The sequence below is a fragment of the Streptomyces sp. NBC_00273 genome (assembly GCF_036178145.1).
GTDB lineage: Bacteria > Actinomycetota > Actinomycetes > Streptomycetales > Streptomycetaceae > Streptomyces.
This window is the reverse complement of the sequence record NZ_CP108067.1, coordinates 8,968,123-8,987,550: the sequence shown is the minus strand read 5'-3', so window position 1 is coordinate 8,987,550 and position 19,428 is coordinate 8,968,123. Positions and strand designations below refer to the sequence as shown.

Here is a 19,428-nt window from a genome sequence, read left to right as displayed (position 1 = left end):
TGCTCGGTTAGCTCTCCCGGTCAACGTCGGTTTGTTCGGTGGGGAGCTGAGCGGGGTGGGCAGGAGACGGTTGGGCCGGCGGTTCGGCTGGCTGTGGACGGCGTATGCGGTGAGCGCCTACGGGTCCGGACTGGGGTTCGGCGCATTGCCGCTGATCGCCGTGCTGGCGTTGCACGCCGGTCCCGCCGAGGTGTCCGCGCTGTCCGCGGTGGGGCCCGCGGTGGGCGCGTTGATCGCGGTGCCGCTCGCGCCGTGGGTGGAGTTCCGGCACAAGCGTCCGGTCATGATCGCGATGGACCTGACGCGGTTCGCGGTCATGGCGACGGTCCCGGTCGCCTACTTCCTCGGACGGCTGGGCTTCGTCCAACTGCTCGTGGTCTCGGCCGTGGTCGCGGCGGCCAAGATCGCTTTCGGCGCGGCCGGCGGCGCCTACCTCAAGGCCCTCGTCCCGCCGGACGACCTGCTCGTGGCCAACGCACGCTTCGAGTCCACGAACTGGAGCTCCCTCGCGGTCGGGCCGCCGCTGGGCGGGGCGGCGATCGGCCTGTTCGGGCCGGTCACCACCGTGGTGGCCGATGCGCTCAGCTACCTGTTCTCCGCGCTGTGCCTCACCTCGATCCGAGGCCGGGAAGGGGCGCCGCACCCCACCGGCAAGGGCACGGTCCGGGCGGGCGGGCTGCTCGACGGCTGGCGGCACATCATGGGCCATCCCGGTCTGCGGGCGCTCTACCTCAACAACATGCTCGTCTCCGGCCTGATCATGGCCACGGAGCCGCTGCTGGCCGTGCTCCTGCTGCGCCGGCTCGGCTTCCCGCCCTGGCAGTACGCCCTCGCCTTCGCCGCTCCCTGCATCGGCGGACTCATCGGGTCGCGGCTGGCCGGCCGTACCGTGGCCCGCCACGGCCGGCACCGGGTCATCCGGACCGTCGGCGCCCTGCGGGCCGTCTGGCTGATCGGCCTGGTCTTCGTCCGCCCCGGCGTCGTCGGCCTCCTCACCGTGATGGCGGTCCAGCTGGCGATCGTCATCAACATGAGCCTGTACACCCCGGTGCTCGCCACCTACCGGCTCGAACACACCCCCGCGCATCTCGTCGCCCGCACCCTGTCGGCCTGGTCGATCGGCCAGCAGGCGTCCGTCGCCGTCCTCACCGCGCTCGCCGGTCTCCTCGCCGACGTCACCGGCCCGCGCACCGCCCTCACGGCCGCGGGACTGCTCGTCCTGACCACCCCGCTCCTGCTTCCGGCAGCCACTCGTGAAACAGCTGACGGTCGGACCTAGGTCCAACCGCGTATGGCAGGGGCGGAGACAGGTTGCGAGACTGCCGGGATGGAAGAGCTTCCCGCGTCACGCGTTGACGCGTACCTGCGGCGGATCGGGGCGGAGCGGCCCGGGGCGGCGAGTGCGGCCGCCCTGCGCGACCTGCACCTGCGGCACCTGCGGACCGTCCCCTTCGAGAGCCTGTCCATCCACCTGGGACAGGAGATCGTGCTGGAGGGGGAGGCACTGCTCGACAAGCTGCTGCACGGCGGCCGCGGCGGATTCTGTTACGAACTGAACGGTGCGTTCGCGCTGCTGCTGCACTCCCTGGGCTACCGGGTGGAGCTGCTGCAGGCCCGGGTGCACTCGGCCGACGGCGGGCAGGGCGTGCCCTACGACCACATGGCGCTGCGCGTGGAGTGCGAGGACGGCCGCCCGTGGCTGGTGGACGTGGGCTTCGGCGACCACAGCCACTTCCCGCTGGCCTTCGACGAGCGCGGGGAGCAGACCGACCCGGGCGGCGTGTTCCGGATCGTGCTGACCGGTGGCCCGGAGGGGGATCTCGACGTCCTTCAGAACGGCGTGCCCCAGTACCGGCTGGAAACGCGCCCCCGGGTCCTGTCCGACTTCGTGACCGGCGCCTGGTGGCACAGCACCTCGCCCGCGTCCGGTTTCACCCGCAAGCCCGTGTGCTCGCTGCTGACGGAGACCGGCCGGACCACCCTCAGCGACCGCGTACTGACGGTCACGGCCGACGGGGAACGGACCGAGCGGACCCTGGCCGACGACGCCGAGGTCCTGGCTGCCTACCGCACCCACTTCGGCATCGACCTGCCCCGCGTCCCGGTCCCCCTGCACCCCCGCCCCTGAGGGCCGGTCACGGGCGGCGCACGGCGCGGCCGGCGCGCACGCGTCAGCTGCGTTCGAAGCCGTGCGCGTGGCCGATGACGGCGAAGCCGCGGCGCTCGTACCAGTGGCGCGGCCAATCCGTGGCATCGGCGGTCAGGAAGCGGAACTCGCTGCCGTGGGCGGCGGCCAGGCGCAGGGCGCCCGCCAGGACGGCGTCGGCGTAGCCGCGTCCGAGGTGGGCCTCCGAGGTGATCAGGTCCTCGATCTGGGCCGTGCCGGTCGCCCGGTCGACGTAGAGATCGGCCCATGAGGCGACCTCGCCCGCCTCCGTACGGGCACCGATGAACTGGACGACGTCCGCCCCGCGCCGTCGGGCCTCACGCCGGTCGACGAGCTGGCGCAGGACCTCGTCGTCGGCGTCCGGGAGGAATCCCCGCCAGCGCCGGGTCAGCGGCACGCGCAGTGCGTCGAGGTCCACCTCCTGCGCGGGTCCGGCGTCCGGCACCGGGCCCGTGTGCAGCATGACGAGGTAGGTGGAGTGGGTGTATCCGGCCCGGATCAGCGGCCCCGCGCACGCCCGGCCGGTCTCGTCGTCGAGTACGGAGATCAGCCGGTGCGGCAGGTGCCCCAGGGCTTCCTCCGCGAGGGCGGGCAGCGCCTCGGGGTCGACGGCCGCGTCGATGACGACCTGGTTGTTGGCGTAGGACTGCGCGAACGCGTCGTCGTACACGGCGAACCCACCGGGAAGGGCCGTGGCGCGCGAGGCCTGGCGGCGGGCGAAGTCCGAGAGGAAGGCGTTGACGCGCTGGAGTGCGGGGCTCGACATGGGCCGAGCCTATGCGGCCGGGGGTCGTGGACGCCTTCGAATTCTCCTCGGGGTGGCCGTCACAGCCGGAGGACGACGAGCGCGGTGTCGTCGGTGATGCCGACGGCTGGGATGAGATCGGCCAGCAGGGCGTCGGCGAGGACGTCGGGGTCGGCGGCACGATGCCGTACGAGGGCGTCGGCGAGCCGGCCCAGGCCGACGTCGATGTCCTCGCGGCGGCGTTCGATGAGCCCGTCGGTGTAGAGGACGAGGGTGGAGCCTTCGGCGAAGACGATCTGCTCCTGGGGACGGGGGGCGTGTTCGGGCCGGGCGCCGAGCGGGGGGTCGGTGGCCCGGTCGAGGAAGGTGACCGTGCCGTCGGGGTGGCAGAGCAGGGGCGGGGGGTGGCCGGCGCTGCTGTAGGTGAGGGTGCGGCTGTGCCAGTCGATGAAGACGGACACGGCGGTGGTGGACTCGGCGCCGTCGACGGCGCGGGCGTACAGGCCGAGGACCTCCAGGGCCTGGGCCGGGCCCTCGGCGACGTGGGAGGCGGCCGACAGAGCGCTGCGGAGCTGGCCCATGACGCCGGCCGCCCCGAGTCCGTGGCCGACGACGTCGCCGACGGACACGGCGGTGCGGCCGGGCCGGTCGACGAGGTCGTACCAGTCGCCGCAGACGTTCAGGGCCACGGTGGCGGGCCGGTAGCGGACGGCGGCCCGGTGGTGGCCGAGCGGGCGCGGCGCGGGCAGCAGGGCCTCCTGGAGGTGGAGGGCCACCTCGCGCTCGTGGGCGTGGGAGCGGCGCAGGCGTTCGTTGAGCTCCTGGAGCTCCCGGCCACGGGTGTAGATCTCGGCCTGCAGCACCTGGGCGTGGTCTCCCCCGCCGCGGGAGCTGGCCCGGATGAGCTCGGTGACCTCTTCCACGCGGTGCAGGAGCAGGGCCACGGCGCCGTCGGGGGCGAGGACGGGCACGTTGACGGGGCTCCAGTAGCGCTCGTGCCAGACCCCGGACCCATCGGGGTACTCGACGTCGTAGCGCTGGACGGCCATGCTGTCGGGCTCCCCGGTGGCCGCGACCCGTTCCAGGGAGGCGCGCAGGTTGCGCATGCCGTTCGCCGCCGGATCGTTGGGGTTGTCGGGGAAGACGTCGAAGAGGTAGCGGTCGATGATCTGCTCGCGGGTGCGGCCGGACGTCTCCAGGAACGAGTCGTTGACGTCCAGGTACACCAGATCAGGGGTCAGCAGTGCGACCGCGCCCGGAAGGGCGTGGAAGACCGCGTGATAGTCGATCCCTGATCCGTCCACATCCACCTGTCCGCGCGCCACCGCCGGTCATGAGGTCGTTTCCACGATAGGCGCGGGCGTGCGGGGCGGGCCCGTCGTCGGCCCGGCATTGAGCCGTTCGGCTCAATGCCGGGCCGACGCGGGGCGGCTCAGGGGGCGATCGGCAGCTGTCGCTTGTGCTCGGTGAGGCGGTAGCGGGTGACGATGGCCGCGAAGGCGGTCCCCGCGACGGGCTTGCCCTCCAGCAGGTCGTCGATGTCGTCGTAGGTGACGCCGAGCGCGTCCTCGTCGGGCTTGCCCGGGTCGAGGGTCTCCAGGTCCGCGGTCGGGGTCTTGTGCACCAGCTCGGCGGGCGCGCCGAGCTCCTCCGAGAGGGCGCGCACCCGGCGCTTGGTGAGGCCGGTGAGCGGGACGACGTCGGCCGCGCCGTCGCCGAACTTGGTGAAGAAGCCGGAGACCGCCTCGGCAGCGTGGTCGGTGCCGACCACCAGGCCCTCGTGCGCGCCCGCCACCGCGTACTGGGCAATCATGCGCTGTCGGGCCTTGATGTTGCCGTGCACGAAGTCCTGGTGGTGCGCGTCGCGGAAGACCGTGCCGCCGGCCAGTGCCGCTTCCAGGGCGGCGTCGCTCGCCGACTTCACGTCCACGGTCAGGACCCGGTCGGCCCGGATGAAGTCCAGCGCCAGCTGCGCGTCCTTCTCGTCGGCCTGGGTTCCGTAGGGCAGGCGCATCGCGAAGAACGTCGCCTCGTGCCCGGCGGCGCGCACCCGCTCGACGGCGAGCTGGCACAGGCGGCCCGCGGTCGTGGAGTCCACGCCGCCGCTGATGCCCAGGACCAGTGCGCGCAGGCCCGTGGAGGTCAGCCGCTCAGCGAGGAATGCCACTCGGCGCTCGATCTCCTGCCGGACGTCGAAGGACGCGCTCACCTGGAGATCGCGGGCGATCTCCTGCTGCAGGGATATGGACGCCAGGTCGGTCACGGTTGCTCCTCGCTCGGGCCCGTGCGCGGGTCGGCACGCGCCGCCCGGCCGGGGTCACAGTCACGTGTACGGGACGGAAGCACTCTAGAGGAAGGCCGGGAGACCATGGCCCGGAGGCCGGGGCCCGGAAGCCGTGGTCGTGGCAGGGGCCGGGGCCGGAAGGCCGTGGGCGGGGCCGCTCCGCCCCGGCCGGGTCGTATCAGTGGCCCGTGCGACGATGCGAAGCATGATCGTCTCGCTCGATGCCCTGTTGCCCGCTTCGCGTCTTCACGCCTCCACCACGTACGCCGACTGGGTCGCCGCCCACGACCCGGGTGCGGCCGGGGTCGCGCGGGACCTGATCGAGGACATGTACACCGAGCTCGGCCGGTCCCACGAGAAGCCCGGCCGGTTCGTCGACACGATGACGGCGTGGGCGCGGCGGCTGCCGCCGGCCCACCTGCCCTGGTTCTGGGACACGGTGGGCCATCGCCTGATCGGGTACGGGAGCCGGCCGGGCGGGCGGGCCTACGCGGCGGCGCGCGCCGCCGAGGCCGAGCACGGGCTGCCGGTGGATGCAGGCTACCGCCGGGCCAACGCCCTGCTGTTCGCGGCGGGTGGAGCCATGCCGGCCAAGGAGTTCGGGGCCCATCAGCGCTTCCTCGCCGAGACGCTCGATCCGGCGGCGGCGCACACCGCCCTGGAGGCGTTCCTGACCGCGTGGGCCGGCTCGCGGGCGGACCTGCCGGCAGACCTGGTGCGCCGGGTACGGGCTTCGGCCAAGGCGGCCGGGCACGGTGACGGCGAGGCCGCGCGGATGGTGGGCGCGATCCTGTCGGTCACCCGCGGGAAGTCGGTGCCCGAAGCACTGCTGACCGCCGCGGGGGCCGTCCTGACGGCGCATCCGCCGGCGGACGCCGTCCTGGCCGGACTGGTCGAGGTCTTCCCGGCCGGGGTCACCGACGGCGGGTCCTGGCTGCGGGTGCTGATCGGCTGCGGCGCGACGGAGGCGATGGCGGCCGGGCGGTTGGTGCCGGAGGGCGGGCTGGCGCACTGGGTCGGACAGTTCGTCCGCATGTACCAGTACGCGCTGCAGTCCGGCGGCGGGGTCTCCCGGCAGCCGCTGCCGGCGGAATTCCTCGACCTGGTCGTCCGGTTGGGCCCGCGGCTGCGGGCGGCGGGCACCCCCGTCGCGGTGCACACCACCCGGTACCACTACCAGGGCTTCGACGCCGACGTGCTGGACGCCTGCCTGGCGGCCGGGGCCGCGGTGGTCGACCCGGGCGTGGAGGTCCGGATGCGGTTCTGGGGGGAGCGGTCCCGGCGGGACCTCGTCGCGCTGGCCGCGGACCCGGTGTTCGGCCCCCGCCTGGAAGGGACGGTCCACGCCGATCTGCTCCCGGACCACTGGACCGCGCGCGGGCGCCGCACCGGGTCCGCGGTGACGCTGCTGCCGGGCAACGAGGGCATCGCCCACGAGGTGGCCGGGCGGGTCGGCAAGCTCGTCGGCACGGTCGGGGGCGGCGGCATGGCGGGGGCCGAGGAGGCCCTGGCAGAGCTGGAGACCCTGCTGGACCGGCCGACGGTGACGGCCCTCGGCGGGATCGTCGACGCCCTCGCCGGGGCGGGCACGGCGGACACGCTGCGGCGCTCGCTGGCGGCCGGCCTGCCGGAGGAACTGGCCTGGCCGGCCCTCGAGTCGGTGTACGCGGGGTTCGCGGCGTCGGCCGAGCCGTCCGCGTCCGCCGAGCCGTCCGCCACCACCGTGTCCGCGGTGAACCCGCCGCTGCCGGGCGTCGCCGGGGTGACCTGTACCTGGCCGGTGCTGACGGTGTTCGGGCGGGACCGGGCGGTCGCCGTCGCCCCGGACGGGGAGCGGGGCTCCTGCCGGTTCACGGTTCCCGAGGACGCGACCCTGTTCGCCGTGCACTACGTGGGCGGCTCCTTCCTGGTGAGCTGGACCCTCAAGCCGAACCCGCACTTCTGCGACACCGCGATCTGGGCCGACCGCCCCGAGGAACCCTTCGAGCCCGCCGAGTTGGGCGGGATGGTGCCGTTCGGCGGCAGCCTGGACGGGGCGTACGGCTTCCAGTTCGAGAGCGCCGACGGGGGCGGTCGCCACAGCGGCCTGCGCATGCTGCGTCCGGGGGACACCGAAGGCATCGACGGCGAGGAGCTGTTGCTCGGCGACGGCTCCCGGATCTGGACCAACACGATCTACGGGCGGAAGCCGTGGGAGGTGGTGGACCCGGTCACCGGAGTGCGGCGGGGAGCCGCGGCGCTGCCGGACTTCCCCGGCCGCGCACCGGGCGCCGATCCTGCCGCGGAGCCGTCCGAGGTGGGAATGAGCCTGGACTCGGAGGCGCTGCAGCTGGCACCGCTGCCCGCCGGGCTGTCCGAATCCCCGCTCGGCAGCCGGGACGGACTGGTCGGGACCCGGGTGCTGTTCCGCACCCGGCACCGCGACCACGCGCCCGACCACTACCTGGTCGAGAGCGTGGACGGACGTACGGCCCGCTTCGACATCGACCGGCCGGGGCAGGAGCCCTGGGGGCTGTGGGCCGCGCCGGAGGGCGCGGTGGAGGACGTGGTGCTGGCCGAGGCGCAGACCCGTACGGGTGTGCGCGCGTACACCGCAGACGGCGTCCTGCTCTGGGAGTTGGACGGGCACCACTCCCCCAAGCACCCGCGGGTGGGGCCGCCCCGGCAGCTCACCGTGTCGGCGGGCGTGGCCCTGCCGCCCGCCTTCTGGTACCTGCTGCGCACGCGTGACGCGGCCGGGTCCCGGGCGCTGCGGAGCGTGGACCGGCGGACGGCACGGGCGCTGCTGGCGGCCGCCCTCGCCGGCGGGGAGGCGCTGCGCGCGCTCGTGGCCCGGGAGTTGCCTGAGGTCACCGACCCGGTACTGGTCGAGGCGGTCGTGACGGTGGCCGGGCGGGCGGCCCGGGTGGAGGAGCGACGGCGTGCCCTGCACCGGCGCGTGTCCTTGCTCGCCGAGGCCCCGCCGGTCGTGCTGCGCCGGTCCGCGCGGGACACCGAGCTGCTGCCCGCGCTGTTCGGGCTGGTCTCGGGCGGGGAGGAGGACGCGCGCGGTCGGACCCAGGACGTGGCCCTGCCGGCGACGCTCGGCGCGCTGGCCGCCGACGGCGCCTGCCTGGCCGGGACGATCGTGGAGGAGGTGCGGCGGCTGTCGCCGCCCGCGCCGCCGCACGACTGGTCGCAGCTGCTGGGTTCGATCGACGCCGTGGCGTGGCGGGCGGCGGTGGCACCGACCCCGGACGCGGATCGGGCCGCCCTGCTCGCGCTGCTGGACACCTGGGCCGACCAGCCGTTCGCCCGTGCCGGCAGCCGGTGGTGGGTGGGCCGGACGCCGGGCTCCGCGGACCTGGACGGGCTGCGGGCGGGCGGGACCGCCGTAGCGTCCGCCGCGCTGCGGTCCGGCGCACTGCGGTCCGACGGGTCGGCGTGCTGGTTCGTGGCGCCCGCCGTCGGGGATCCGGACGGCGACCCGGTGCCGGCCGCGCTCGCACAGGCCCGCCCGGTCCGGGTGCAGCGGGACGACGCCACCCGGCTGCGGGCCCTGGTGGCTGCGGTCGAGGCGCACGGGCCGGTCCCGGTGCCCGAGTCGGCAGCCGCACGCTTCGCGGAACTGACCGGTGTCCGGCGGGCCGTGGCCCGGCTCGTGGTGGCCGGTCTGGTCGGCCGGGCCCACCGGGACGAGGACCGCGCCCTGGTGGGCAAGGCCCCGTACCGGGCGACCGCGCTGACGGCCGGGGCGTACGAGGAACTGCGCGCGCGGCTCGGGGGCGCCGGGCAGCGGGCCGTCCTGGCCGCGGCCCTGCCCGAGGACCCGGCCGAGCTGTGGCGGCCGGGCGGGGTCGACGCGGCGGCGGAGCGGATGGCCGGGGTGTGGCGGGAGCTGCTCGGGGCGCTGCCCGCCGTGCACGACGAGGCGGCGGACGCCCTGGAGGCCGACCTGGGACTCGGCGAGGCATGGGCCCGGCGGCTGGCGGGTGGCTGGGAGGCCGCCACGGAGACGAGCGTGAACGCGCCCGTGGAGGCGGCCGGCTGGGAGCTGGCTGCGACCCGGTACGGCATCGGGGTGGAGGTCCGGGCCGTGCCCCCGGCCGGTCCCGAGCTGCCGCACCGCACCGCGGTGGGACTCGACCTCCTCGGGGTGGCGAGCGCGCTGGTGTGGGCCTGGACGGACCGGCCCGTCGGGGATCCGGCGGTGGCCGGCGCCATGGACGTGTACGAGCGGCTGCGCGCCGAACTGGCGCGTCCGGAGCTGCTGCTGGCGCTGCCCGGGGGCCGGGTCCAGGACACCTCGGCGCGGATCGCGGAGCGGTTCGGGCCCGGGCTGCTGCCGGTGGCGATGGCCGACGGCAAGGCGGAAGGCCCGGTTCCGGTGACCGCGTACGACTCCGGCTCCCTGGTGGTGTGCGCGCCCGGCGGCGCCTCGTTCCTGCGGCCCGCGGCGGTCGCCGACCCCGAGGCCTGGCGGCGGGTCCGCGAGGTCACCGACCTCGCGGAGGAGTTGGACCGGGCGGCGCCGCTGCTGGCCGGTGGCGGGCTGGAGCGGATGATGCTCCGGGCCCGCTCCGGACCGGTGCCGGCCGGTGCGTACGAGGCGGATCCGCAGCGGTCCTGCCCGGAGCTGGTCACGCGGGTGGCGGGTGAGCTCGGCGTCGGCGCGGACGCGGCGGCGCTGTACCTCCAGGTGGCGGCGCTGGCCGCCCCCACCGACCGGAACGTACGCCGGTGGAACGGCTGGTCCGCCAAGCGGCACAAGGAGGTCCAAGCGGAACTCCTCGCCACCGGCGCGGTCATGGAGGCCAAGCGGGCGCGGGCGGGCCGGACCGTGTTCCTGCCCGGGGAATGGACCGAGTTGAAGGCCCCTAACCTGCCGCTGGAGACGGTGAAGCTGGCGACCCACCAGGTGCGCCCGCTGTGGAACGACTCGGTCCGCGCCCCCTTCGGCCGGGTGCTGCCGACAGAGCCCCTGCACGAGGTGTTCGCGCGGGCCTGGGAGGGGCGGTCCGCCGACTGCTAGGTGGCCTGTCCGGCACTCGGACGGAAATGGGGTGCGCACGGGCTACGGCGTTGGCAAGCTGCCCCGGTGAATCATGAACAGATCTCCAGGATCGCCCACGCCGACCACCCCATCAAGGCCCCGCTCGGTGACGCATCGGTACGCCGCCTGCTCGAACACGGCGCACCGCGCGACGGCGAGCGGGTGCTCGACCTGGGGTGCGGTACTGCGGAATGGCTTCTGCGCGCCCTGGCCACGCACCCCCGTCTGCACGCCGAGGGCGTGGACACCTCGGAGGAGTCCGTGACGCAGGCCCGCCGGTCGGCGGGCCTGCTCGGCGTCCAGGACCGTCTGGTCGTGCACCAGCAGAAGGCCGCGGACTTCGTCTCCGACCGGCCCTTCGACCTGGTGCTCAGCGTCGGGGCCACCCACGCCTTCGGCGGCCTGCTGCCGACCCTCGCGGCGGCCCGGGAGCACCTGGCTCCCGGCGGCCGCGTGCTGCTCGGCGAGAGCTTCTGGGACCGCGCGCCCTCCCGGGAGGCCGTCGAGATCTTCGGTGAGCTCGACGACCTCGCGACCACCGTGGACCTCGTCGTCGACGACGGGTGGGCTCCCGTACACGCACACGTCAGCACGCGCGAGGAGCTGGACGCGTACGAGTGGTCGTGCTTGGGATCGCTGGCCTCATGGGCCCTCGACCACCCCGCCGATCCGGACGCCGCCGAGGTACTGCGGACGGCCACCATCCGGCGTGCGGAATGGCTGCACGGCTACCGGGACAGCTTCGGCTTCGTCTCCCTGGTCCTGCGCCCGACCTCCTAGGCGAGACCGTCGGCGACCAGGCCGGCCAGGACCGCCTGCCCCAGGGCCTGCACGGCGGACTGCGGGCGGACCATCACGGTGAACTCCTTGATCCGGCCCGCCTCGTCGAAGTGGAGCATGTCGATCCCGTGGATCTCCCGGCCGTCCACCGCCGCCCGGAAGAGCAGGACCTCCGCCGGGAGCTCCTGGCCGCCGGCGCTGGTCTCGGCCGCGCCCTCGAAGTCGCCGACGTAGCGGAAGTCCTCGAAGACGCGCATCAGGACCCCGAAGAGTCCGAGGACCATGGGCCGACCCTCGAAGGGCGTGAACTTCACCGGGCTGTAGAACCGGACGTCCTCGGTGAACAGGCCCTCCAACGCAGTGAGATCCCGCTTCTCCACGGCGGCGCGGAAGCGTTCGGCAGTCTCCATGACCCCTCCTGGCATTCATACTCATGAATCTGACTAGTCACTTTCATGAGTATGATGCAGGGGTCGGCGAGGAAGGGGAAGGGGCGAGCGCGATGGCTCTGCGACATGCCGTACTGGCGGCGCTGCTGGACGGCGAGTTCAGCGGATACGAACTGGCGAAGTCCTTCGACATCGGCGTCGCGAACTTCTGGCACGCCCTGCCCCAGCAGCTGTACGCCGAGCTGGCCAAGCTGGAGAAGGAGGGGCTGGTCGAGGGCCGCGAGGTGGTCCAGGAGGCCCGGCCCAACAAACGTCTCTTCCAGGTCACCGAGGCCGGCCGCACCGAACTGGAGGAGTTCGCCGCGGCCCCGCTCAAGTCCTCCGTCATCCGTGACGACCTCCTCGTCAAGGTCCAGACCGCCGACCGGATCGGCATCGGACCGGTGATCGCGCAGCTCGAAGCGCGCGCGGCCGCCGCCGACGCCAAGATCGAGCTGATCGGCAAGGTGCTGCGCAAGATGCGCGGCGACATGGACGAGGACGAGTTCCTGCTCCACGGCGAGCGGATCGGCGGATACCTGACCGGTCTGCGCGGCCTCGCCTTCGAGCAGGGACACCGCGACTGGTGCCGCCGGAGCGCGGCGATCCTGAAGGAGAGGCTGGCCCGTGCCGAACGGTGAGTACCTGCGCTACGTCGCCCTGGGCGACAGTCAGACCGAAGGCCTCGGCGACGGGGACGACTCCGTGGGCCTGCGCGGCTTCGCCGACCGGTTCGCCGAACACCTCGCCGCCGTCAATCCCGGCCTCCAGTACGCCAATCTGGCCGTCCGGGGACGTCTCGCCGGCCAGGTGCGCGCCGAACAACTGGGCCCCGCCCTGGCCCTGCGCCCCGACCTGGCCACCGTCGTCGCCGGGGTCAACGACATCCTCCGGCCCCGGTTCGACGCCGCGGAGGTCGCCGGGCACCTGGAGGAGATGTTCGCCGCGCTCACGGCCGCCGGGGCCCGCGTGGCGACGGTGACCTTCCCCGACCTCAGCGTGCTCGTGCCCCTCGCCCGACCTGCCGCACCGCGCATAGCCGACCTCAACGACCGCATCCGCGCGGCGGCCGCCCGCCACGGGGTCGCCGTCGCCGAGACGGCCCGGCCGGCCGCCGTGACCGACCCGCGGATGTGGACCGACGACCGCCTGCACGCCAGCCCCGTCGGCCACGAACGGATCGCCGCGGCCCTCGCCCACGCCGTCGGCCTGCCCGGCAGCGACGACACCTGGACGCATCCGCTGCCACCGCGGCCGACCGCCCCGGGGGGCTCGACCGTGGCGGCCGAGCTGCGCTGGGCGGCCGCGTTCCTCGGCCCCTGGCTGGGCCGCCGCCTCCGCGGCCGCTCCTCCGGCGACGGCCGCACCGCGAAACGCCCCGCACTGCTGCCGCTGGCCTCCGCCGTCGACTAGAGACGGCCCAGGGCCGGGTGCTGTCAGTGGGGTGGCGTAGCGTCGGAGGCATGATCTCCGAGCCGACGGGCCGTGCCGCGGGCCCCTACGACGCCGCCTTCCTGCCGCGGCTGCGGATGTCCTTCCGGGCTGCGCGCGAGCCGGTCACGGAACCGGTGTCGAAGTTCGGCGGGCAGCCGGTCTGGCTGGACGGACCGGCCTGGCCGGTGCATCCGCGTACGGGCGAGGCCCTGGTGTTCATAGGCCAGTTCCGGGTGCCGGGAGACGAGGTGCGCCTCGCGTACCTGTTCCTGCACGAGGATGACGTGGTCATGGGCGGTAACACTCCGGACGACGGCGAGGCCGTCGTCCTGGTCCAGCCCGGTGGACGAATACCGCCCTTCGCGTCGATCGGCTCCCCCGGCACGCAGGGGCGCACCCTGTGGCGGTGGGGTCCGGAACACACGGAGGTCCCCGTCGAATGGCTGACCGAGCTGACTCCGGTACCGCCAGAACTCGACGAAGCAGCGAACCAGGCCGCCGCGTGCTCCCGGTACCTGCGGGGCGAGGGCCCAGAGGCCGAACATCCCGAAGAGGACTGGCCCGCGGACTTCCTTGGGGGTGAGGCCGTCTACCCCAACTACCAGGCCTTCGGCATCGACCCCTCCTGGCTGTTCCTCTGCCAGTTCGAGGACCGAGGTGAGGCGGCAGATGATCCGTTCTTCCTGAACTTCGGATACGGAAGCGGCTTCGTCTTCGTCAGCTCCGACCACCTCGAGGGCCGGTTCATGTGGGACTGCAGCTGACGGCCGCACTCCTTGCGGCGCCCCGTGCGGTCGCTGACCGTCGTGGGATCAGACATCCCCCCGGACCAGGGCGTGCAGGTGCTGGTCGTGCCACCCGTCGGCGTGCAGCAGTGCGCCGCGCATGGTGCCTTCGAAGGTGTATCCGGCCTGGTCCGCCACGCGGCACGACGCCGGGTTCGCCACCGAGTGGCACAACCGCAGACGGTGCAGGCCGAGGTCGTCCAGTGCCCACCGGCTGACCCGCCGTGTCGCCTCGGCGGCGACGCCCCCGCCACGTGCCGCGGGCAGCAGCCAGTAGACGATCTCGGCGCTGCCGCCCTGGAGGTCGACGTCGTTCCAGCCGATCAGGCCCACGGCCGGACCGTCCGGCCGGGCGACGGCCCAGATCGCGCCGAGCTCGGCCCGCCAGCGCCGGTGCATGCGCTCGATGCGCTGACGCGCCTCTTCCGGGGAGCTCACCGTCAGCCGGTTCCAGAGGCGTACGGCCCGGTCCTGGCCGGCGGCGCACAACGCGTCCGCGTCGTCCGGGTGCCAGGGGCGCAGCTCCCACCCACCGGTCAGCGCGAGCACGGGCTGTTCCGACCGGGCCATGCGACCTGCGGGAACGACGTGCGGTATCGGCGAGTTGGAGATCATCACGGCATCCTGCCACGGCTCCCGCGGCTCTCCCCGTCCACCATCGCCCCGGTGGGCCCGTGCACGGTCATCGCGTGCGCGGCCACCACCGCGCCCGCCTGCGCGAGCCGCGCGGTCCGCGCTCGGGCGGCGCGGGCGGTGCCAGGGCGAAGACCACGGTGATGTGCGCGCCTCCCTGCGGGCCGTGTGCGATGCGCATCGTGCCGCCGGTGACGGCCGCGGCCCTGCGGGCGATGTCGAGCCCGAGCCCCGAGGAGCCCGTGCTGCTCCCGCGGGAGAGGGCCCGGTCCGGTTCCGGAATGCCGGGCCCGGAGTCCTCCACCACCAGTTCCACGGCCTGGGCGGTGCGGGCGACGCGGACCCCGAACGCGGTGCCGGCCGGGGTGTGGCTGAAGACGTTGCCGATGAGCGCGTCCACCACCGCGGCGATGTCGTCGTCGCTGAGGCTGACGGCCGTGGGCTCCTGGGTGAGGTCCAGGGAACAGGGTCGGTCCTGTTGCTCCGCCAGGACCGACCAGAAGGCGGTCCGGCGCCGCACGACCTCGGCGGCCTCGGACCGGGGGCACTCGGGCGACGGCCCCGCCCCGGTCGTCTGCCGACCCGTGTTCGTCTCCGCGCTGCGCATGCCGTGGCCCATCGGGCCCACGGCGAGCGGTGTCCGCGCCGTGGCGATGATGGCCTGGAGTTCCGACTCCAGCGCGTGGACCGCCGCCTCGACCCTGGCCGACTCCGGTGTGCCGGCCATTCGCTCCGATGCCAGGTGCAGGGCGGTCAGCGGGGTGCGCAGCCGGTGGGACAGATCGGCGACCAGTTCGCGCTCGATGGCGAGCAGTTCGGTCATGCGGTGGGCCATGGCGTTGAAGGCGACGCCGGCGTCGCGCAGTTCCTTGGGGCCCATGGGCTCCACCCGGGTGTCCAGATTGCCCTGACCGAGGGTGTGCGAGGCCTGGGCGAGCTTCTTGGAGGACCGGACGACCTTGGCCCCGAGCCGGTCGGCGACCAGCACCGAGCCGCCGACCAGGCCGACCGCGAGCAGGAGCATGACCGCCCAGGAGGCCTTGACCCCGCGGGTCAGTTCCTCGTCGGGGACGAAGTTCTCGATGACGGCGACCCGGTCGCCGGGGAGCACCACGGGCTGCAGGCAGATCCATCCGCCGGGGGTCTTCTGGGAGATGGACTCGCGTCCCTGCTGGGCCCGTTCGAGCAGTTTCACGGGAGCCTGGGAGTCGCCGAGGCTCTGCGCGTCGGGGAGATGGATGACCAGGTGCTCGGCCGCGTCGAGTCCGGCGGCGGATTCCCGCAGCGCGGACGGATCCGTGGTGAGCGTGAGGACGGGTGCGAGGGCTGCGGCGCGCTGCTCGGCCGCGGTGACGCTCTGCTCCTTGACCAGCGACATCACCAGTGCGCCCAGGGGTATGAGGAAGGAGAGGGCGACCATGGACGTCACGGCGAGCGCGACTCCCGCCAGTGAGCGTCTCACCGCGGGGCCACGAGTTTGATGCCGACGCCGCGGACCGTCAGCAGGTAGCGCGGGGCCGCCGCGCGTTCGCCGAGCTTGCGGCGCAGCGACGACAGGTGCACGTCGACGGTCTGGTCGTCGACGTACGGCTCGCGCCAGACCTCGGTCAGCAGCCTGCGTTTGGAGACGACCTGGCCGGTGTGGTGGGCGAGGAAGGCCAGCAGGTCGAACTCCCGCCGGGTGAGGTGGAGCTCCCGGCCGGCCAGGTACGCGGTACGGGCGCCGGGGTCCACCGCCAGCTCGCCCACGGTGGTGGCGCCCAGCGGGTCGGCGGCCGGCGCCGGCCGTGCACCCGGCCCGGTGTGGGCGGCGCCCGCGGGGGGCACGTGGCTGGTGCGCCGCAGTACGGCGGAGAGGCGGGCTATGAGCTGTCCTCCGGAGAAGGGCTTGACCAGGTAGTCGTCGGCGCCGGCGTTGAGGAGCTTGATGATTTCGGTCTCGTCGTCGCGGGCGGTGGCCACCAGGACGGGGACGGAGGATATCCCCCGGATCATGCGCAGTGCGTCTCCCCCGTCCAGGTCGGGCAGGCCGAGGTCGAGGACCACCGCGTCGACGGGCGTCTGGGTGACCTCGCGCAGGGCGCCGAACCCGTCGCCCACGCTGCGTACGGCATACCCGTGCTCCGCCAGGACTTCGATGAGTGACTGGCGGATGCTGGGGTCGTCTTCCACGACCAGGACGCTGGGCATGGGCACACCTTAGGGGTTCGTTCCGGGGGCCCTCCTAGTGGGCGGCGAACGTCGGACCGTCGTCCGTGAGGCGCAGGTGCACGGGGTGGTCGGCGACCGGAATGGTGCAGCCCTCCTTCGCGCTGCAGCTCGCGTATCCGAGCAGCACGGTCGCGTCCCCGTTGCCGTCGGCGCGGACGGGCAGGGTGGTGGTGACGGGGCCGTCCGGGTAGACGGGCATCGGGGCGTCGACGCCGGGCACGCTGATGGACCGTACGTCGGCGCCGGCCGTCAGCTTCCCGTCGGCCTTGAGGACCCCGGTGACGTCCATCGCGGTCGGCCGGCCCACGCCTTCCACACCGGTGGGCGGCAGTTCGGTGCTGTACAGGTGGAAGCCCTTCTTCTCGGGGGTGAAGACGGCGGTCAGCGTGCCCTTCGGCGCGTGCCAGTCGGACACCGAGAGGGTGACGGTGACCCCGTTCTCGGTGAAGCCGGTGGTGGGCGGCGGCGCTGCGCCCGCGGCCGCGTCGTCCTCGGCGGACTGGCCGCCGCAGGCCGTGAGCGCGGCCAGGGTGAGGAGGGCGACCACGGTCCGGGCCGTCCGGTTATGCGTCGTGCGCCTCGTGCGCCTCGTACGCGAGGAAACGTTCATCTTGGTCTCTGTGCCTCTTGGGTCGGGAGAACGGATCGGTTCTCGGGTCTTCGGGTCGGGCCCGTACGGGGAGCCGCTCACACGGCGGTGGTGAAGTCCGCGCTCCACAACTGCAGCCGGTACACCAGGTCGTTCCACACCCCGGTGGCCAGCAGTACGCCGACGAGCACGAGCATCCCGCCGCCGATCCGCAGGACCCACGGGTAGTGGCGTTTGACCAGGCCGAAGGCGCCCAGGGCCCGCCTGAAGGCCAGCGCGGCCAGGACGAACGGCAGCCCCAGGCCGAGACAGTACGCCGCCATGAGCAGCGCCCCGCGGGCCGCGCTGGCCTCGCTCCAGGCCAGCGCCTGTACGGCGGCCAGCGTCGGGCCGATGCAGGGCGTCCAGCCGACGGCGAACACCGCGCCCAGCACGGGGGCTCCGGCCAGTCCGAGGGCGGGCCGCCGGTGGCTGCGGAACTCCCGCTGGGTGAAACCCGGCAGGAACCCCATGAAGGACAGCCCCATGAGCACGGTGAAGACACCGAGCACCTGGGTGACCACCTCCTGGTGGGCCAGCAGGGTGCGGCCGAAGTACCCGAACAGCGCTCCGCCGGAGACGAGGACCGCCGTGAAGCCGAGGACGAAGAGAAGCGCGCCGGCCGCCATCCGGCTGCGGCGCCCGCCGCGGGCCTCGGCCAGGTCGGAGACCGACAGGCTGGTCACGTAGCTGAGGTAGCCCGGTACGAGCGGCAGCACGCAGGGCGAGAGGAAGGAGACGAGTCCCGCCAGGAAGGCCACCGGGGCGGCGACGGCCAGGGTCCCGTGCAGGAGGGAGGGGGTGTCCGCGGCGGCGAGCACCGGGAACGCCGTCATGACGCCTCCTCCAGCACGCGCGAGAGCAGCGGACCGAGTTCGTCCCCGGTGACCGCTCCGCCGATGCTGACGGCGATGCGTCCGCGGCGGTCGATCACGAGGGTCGAAGGGATCGCCTGCGGGTTGAGGAGGGCGGGGGGAAAGCAGAGCAGGAGCTCGCCGGTGGGGTCGTGGAGGCTGGGGAAGTCGATGCTGTGCGCGCGTACGAAGGACCGGGCCGCAGCGCGGTCCGGGTCGCGGGTGTTGATCCCGAGGAACCGGACGCCTTGGTCCCGGGTCTCCCGGTCGATCCGCACCAGGTCGTCGGCTTCCGCCCGACAGGGGCCGCACCAGGAACCCCAGACGTTGAGCACGACGACGTGCCCCCGGAACCCGTCGAGGGCGACCCGCTTCCCGTCGAGGTCGTCGCCCGCCAGCGCGGGCGCGGCAGGTCGGTCGGCGGGGTCGATGACCGTGGCCCCGGCCGCGGTTCCGACCGCGGCCCTGACCGCGGTCGCCGGTCCGGCCGCCGCCTCCGCGCGGCTGCCGTCGGCGGCGACCGTACCGACGGCGGCGAATACGCAGCCGGCCACGGCCGCCGCGAGGGCGGCTGCGGCCAGGGCCGCGGTACGCACCCGGAACCGGCGCGGGTCCGCTGGTCTCACGAGGCCCACTTGCGCAGGAAGGCGTTGATCCCCTCCGCCGTGAGGGAGGGGTTGCCCGTGGCGTGGGTGTCGGTGCGCACCTTGCCGGACGAGTTCACGACGACCAGCACGGGCATCGTGTAGGTGCCGCCCGAGGGGCTGTACTTGCGCAGGAGCGCGGAGTTGGCGGAGCTGTTGCCGCCGATGTCTATCTTGACCAGGTGGTACGAGGCTCCGAGGATCGCCGCCGTCTGCGGCTGGGCGAACACCTTGTCGGCGGCCTTGCAGTTGCCGCACCAGTTGGCCCCGAAGTCGAGCAGCACCGTCCTCCCGTCGGACTTGGCCGCGGCCAGTGCTGCGTCGATCTGCTTCTGCGCGTCGGCCGAGCTGTCGTAGCCGGGCCCGGGGACCCGGGCCGGCGCGGGCGCGGCGGACGTACGGGCCGGCTTGGGGGCGGCCGAACCGCTCTGGGTCCGGGAGGGGGTCGGCGAGGAGGAGGCCTGCGCGGTGGCGGACGCCGACGGCGAGGCCGAAGCGCTCGGGGATGCCTCCGTGGACGCGGAGGCCGACGGCGTGGCGGCGAGGGCCTGGGTGGACGCACCGACCGTGGTGGGCGATGCGGAGCCGACGGTCTCGGAGGACGGTCCGCAGGCGGCGCACAGACCCGCCGCGACCACGGCAGCGGCGACGAACGGCAGTCGGGCGGCCCGGGGCGCGGCGGAGCGGGGCCGCGCGGCGTGGCCGGCACGGACGGGTCGAAGTGTGCGAGAAGTCATGACGAAGACACCCCAAGGCGCGCTGAGGACTACGGGAAGGGCGAGCAGCCTCCCGACTCGATGAAG

General features: G+C 73.9%; 18 protein-coding genes. 7 read left to right on the top strand and 11 right to left on the bottom strand.

The annotated features are described in order from the left end of the window. Window positions 1-55: 55 nt before the first annotated feature. Window positions 56-1,279: an MFS transporter gene (locus OG386_RS40305; RefSeq protein WP_328792285.1), complete on the top strand. Its 1,224-nt coding sequence runs from the start codon at window positions 56-58 to the stop codon at window positions 1,277-1,279. 48 nt (window positions 1,280-1,327) lie between these two features. Further along, on the top strand, window positions 1,328-2,128 hold the full coding sequence (locus OG386_RS40300; RefSeq protein WP_328792284.1) for an arylamine N-acetyltransferase family protein: 801 nt from the start codon (window positions 1,328-1,330) through the stop codon (window positions 2,126-2,128). Between the two features lie 43 nt (window positions 2,129-2,171). On the opposite strand, the gene OG386_RS40295 is transcribed toward OG386_RS40300, so the two are convergent. The 3 genes from OG386_RS40295 to nadE all read right to left on the bottom strand — a co-directional run bounded on the left by OG386_RS40295 (window position 2,172) and on the right by nadE (window position 5,175). Then, window positions 2,172-2,933: a GNAT family N-acetyltransferase gene (locus tag OG386_RS40295; protein WP_328792283.1), complete on the bottom strand. Its 762-nt coding sequence runs from the start codon at window positions 2,931-2,933 to the stop codon at window positions 2,172-2,174. 59 nt (window positions 2,934-2,992) lie between these two features. Continuing rightward, window positions 2,993-4,216 (bottom strand): PP2C family protein-serine/threonine phosphatase, encoded by a 1,224-nt coding sequence (locus OG386_RS40290; RefSeq protein WP_328792282.1) that lies wholly within the window; start codon window positions 4,214-4,216, stop codon window positions 2,993-2,995. Between the two features lie 128 nt (window positions 4,217-4,344). Continuing rightward, window positions 4,345-5,175: an ammonia-dependent NAD(+) synthetase gene (gene nadE, locus OG386_RS40285; RefSeq protein ID WP_328792281.1), complete on the bottom strand. Its 831-nt coding sequence runs from the start codon at window positions 5,173-5,175 to the stop codon at window positions 4,345-4,347. A 226-nt stretch (window positions 5,176-5,401) separates the two neighbouring features. Between nadE and OG386_RS40280 the strand changes: the two genes are divergently transcribed. Both OG386_RS40280 and OG386_RS40275 read left to right on the top strand, forming a co-directional pair. Continuing rightward, a complete protein-coding gene (locus tag OG386_RS40280; RefSeq protein ID WP_328792280.1) occupies window positions 5,402-10,207 on the top strand; it encodes a hypothetical protein in 4,806 nt (1,601 codons plus the stop codon). A gap of 66 nt (window positions 10,208-10,273) precedes the next feature. Then, entirely contained in the window at window positions 10,274-11,008 is a 735-nt protein-coding gene (locus tag OG386_RS40275; RefSeq protein ID WP_328792279.1) for an SAM-dependent methyltransferase, read from the top strand. Here OG386_RS40275 and OG386_RS40270 read toward each other — a convergent pair. After that, complete coding sequence (locus OG386_RS40270; protein ID WP_328792278.1) at window positions 11,005-11,418, bottom strand: nuclear transport factor 2 family protein; 414 nt, start codon at window positions 11,416-11,418, stop codon at window positions 11,005-11,007. The two genes, OG386_RS40275 and OG386_RS40270, sit on opposite strands and share 4 nt — an antisense overlap. A gap of 92 nt (window positions 11,419-11,510) precedes the next feature. On the opposite strand from OG386_RS40270, the gene OG386_RS40265 reads away from it, so the two are divergent. Genes OG386_RS40265 through OG386_RS40255 form a run of 3 tightly spaced genes read left to right on the top strand, consistent with a single transcriptional unit; the run spans window position 11,511 to window position 13,634 of the window. Next, entirely contained in the window at window positions 11,511-12,077 is a 567-nt protein-coding gene (locus OG386_RS40265; RefSeq protein WP_328792277.1) for a PadR family transcriptional regulator, read from the top strand. Then, window positions 12,064-12,849 (top strand): SGNH/GDSL hydrolase family protein, encoded by a 786-nt coding sequence (locus OG386_RS40260; RefSeq protein WP_328792276.1) that lies wholly within the window; start codon window positions 12,064-12,066, stop codon window positions 12,847-12,849. The genes OG386_RS40265 and OG386_RS40260 overlap by 14 nt, the downstream gene beginning before the upstream one ends. Before the next feature lie 50 nt (window positions 12,850-12,899). Further along, window positions 12,900-13,634: a hypothetical protein gene (locus OG386_RS40255; protein WP_328792275.1), complete on the top strand. Its 735-nt coding sequence runs from the start codon at window positions 12,900-12,902 to the stop codon at window positions 13,632-13,634. A 48-nt stretch (window positions 13,635-13,682) separates the two neighbouring features. Here OG386_RS40255 and OG386_RS40250 read toward each other — a convergent pair whose 3' ends face one another. The 7 genes from OG386_RS40250 to OG386_RS40220 form a co-directional block, all read right to left on the bottom strand. Next, on the bottom strand, window positions 13,683-14,270 hold the full coding sequence (locus OG386_RS40250) for a GNAT family N-acetyltransferase (RefSeq protein ID WP_328792274.1): 588 nt from the start codon (window positions 14,268-14,270) through the stop codon (window positions 13,683-13,685). Window positions 14,271-14,337: 67 nt separating this feature from the next. Beyond that, window positions 14,338-15,750, bottom strand: a complete 1,413-nt coding sequence (locus OG386_RS40245) for a HAMP domain-containing sensor histidine kinase (protein WP_328792273.1) — start codon at window positions 15,748-15,750, stop codon at window positions 14,338-14,340. Further along, entirely contained in the window at window positions 15,747-16,478 is a 732-nt protein-coding gene (locus OG386_RS40240; protein ID WP_328792272.1) for a response regulator transcription factor, read from the bottom strand. Before OG386_RS40240 ends, OG386_RS40245 begins: the two co-directional genes overlap by 4 nt. 34 nt (window positions 16,479-16,512) lie before the next feature. Beyond that, a complete protein-coding gene (locus OG386_RS40235) occupies window positions 16,513-17,046 on the bottom strand; it encodes a hypothetical protein (protein ID WP_328792271.1) in 534 nt (177 codons plus the stop codon). Window positions 17,047-17,186: 140 nt separating this feature from the next. Next, complete coding sequence (locus OG386_RS40230; protein WP_328792270.1) at window positions 17,187-17,963, bottom strand: cytochrome c biogenesis CcdA family protein; 777 nt, start codon at window positions 17,961-17,963, stop codon at window positions 17,187-17,189. After that, window positions 17,960-18,607, bottom strand: a complete 648-nt coding sequence (locus OG386_RS40225) for a TlpA disulfide reductase family protein (protein WP_328792269.1) — start codon at window positions 18,605-18,607, stop codon at window positions 17,960-17,962. Before OG386_RS40225 ends, OG386_RS40230 begins: the two co-directional genes overlap by 4 nt. Then, the gene (locus OG386_RS40220) at window positions 18,604-19,362 is read right to left on the bottom strand and encodes a thioredoxin family protein (RefSeq protein WP_328792267.1); all 759 of its coding nucleotides are present in this window, start codon (window positions 19,360-19,362) and stop codon (window positions 18,604-18,606) included. Before OG386_RS40220 ends, OG386_RS40225 begins: the two co-directional genes overlap by 4 nt. Window positions 19,363-19,428 lie beyond the last annotated feature (66 nt).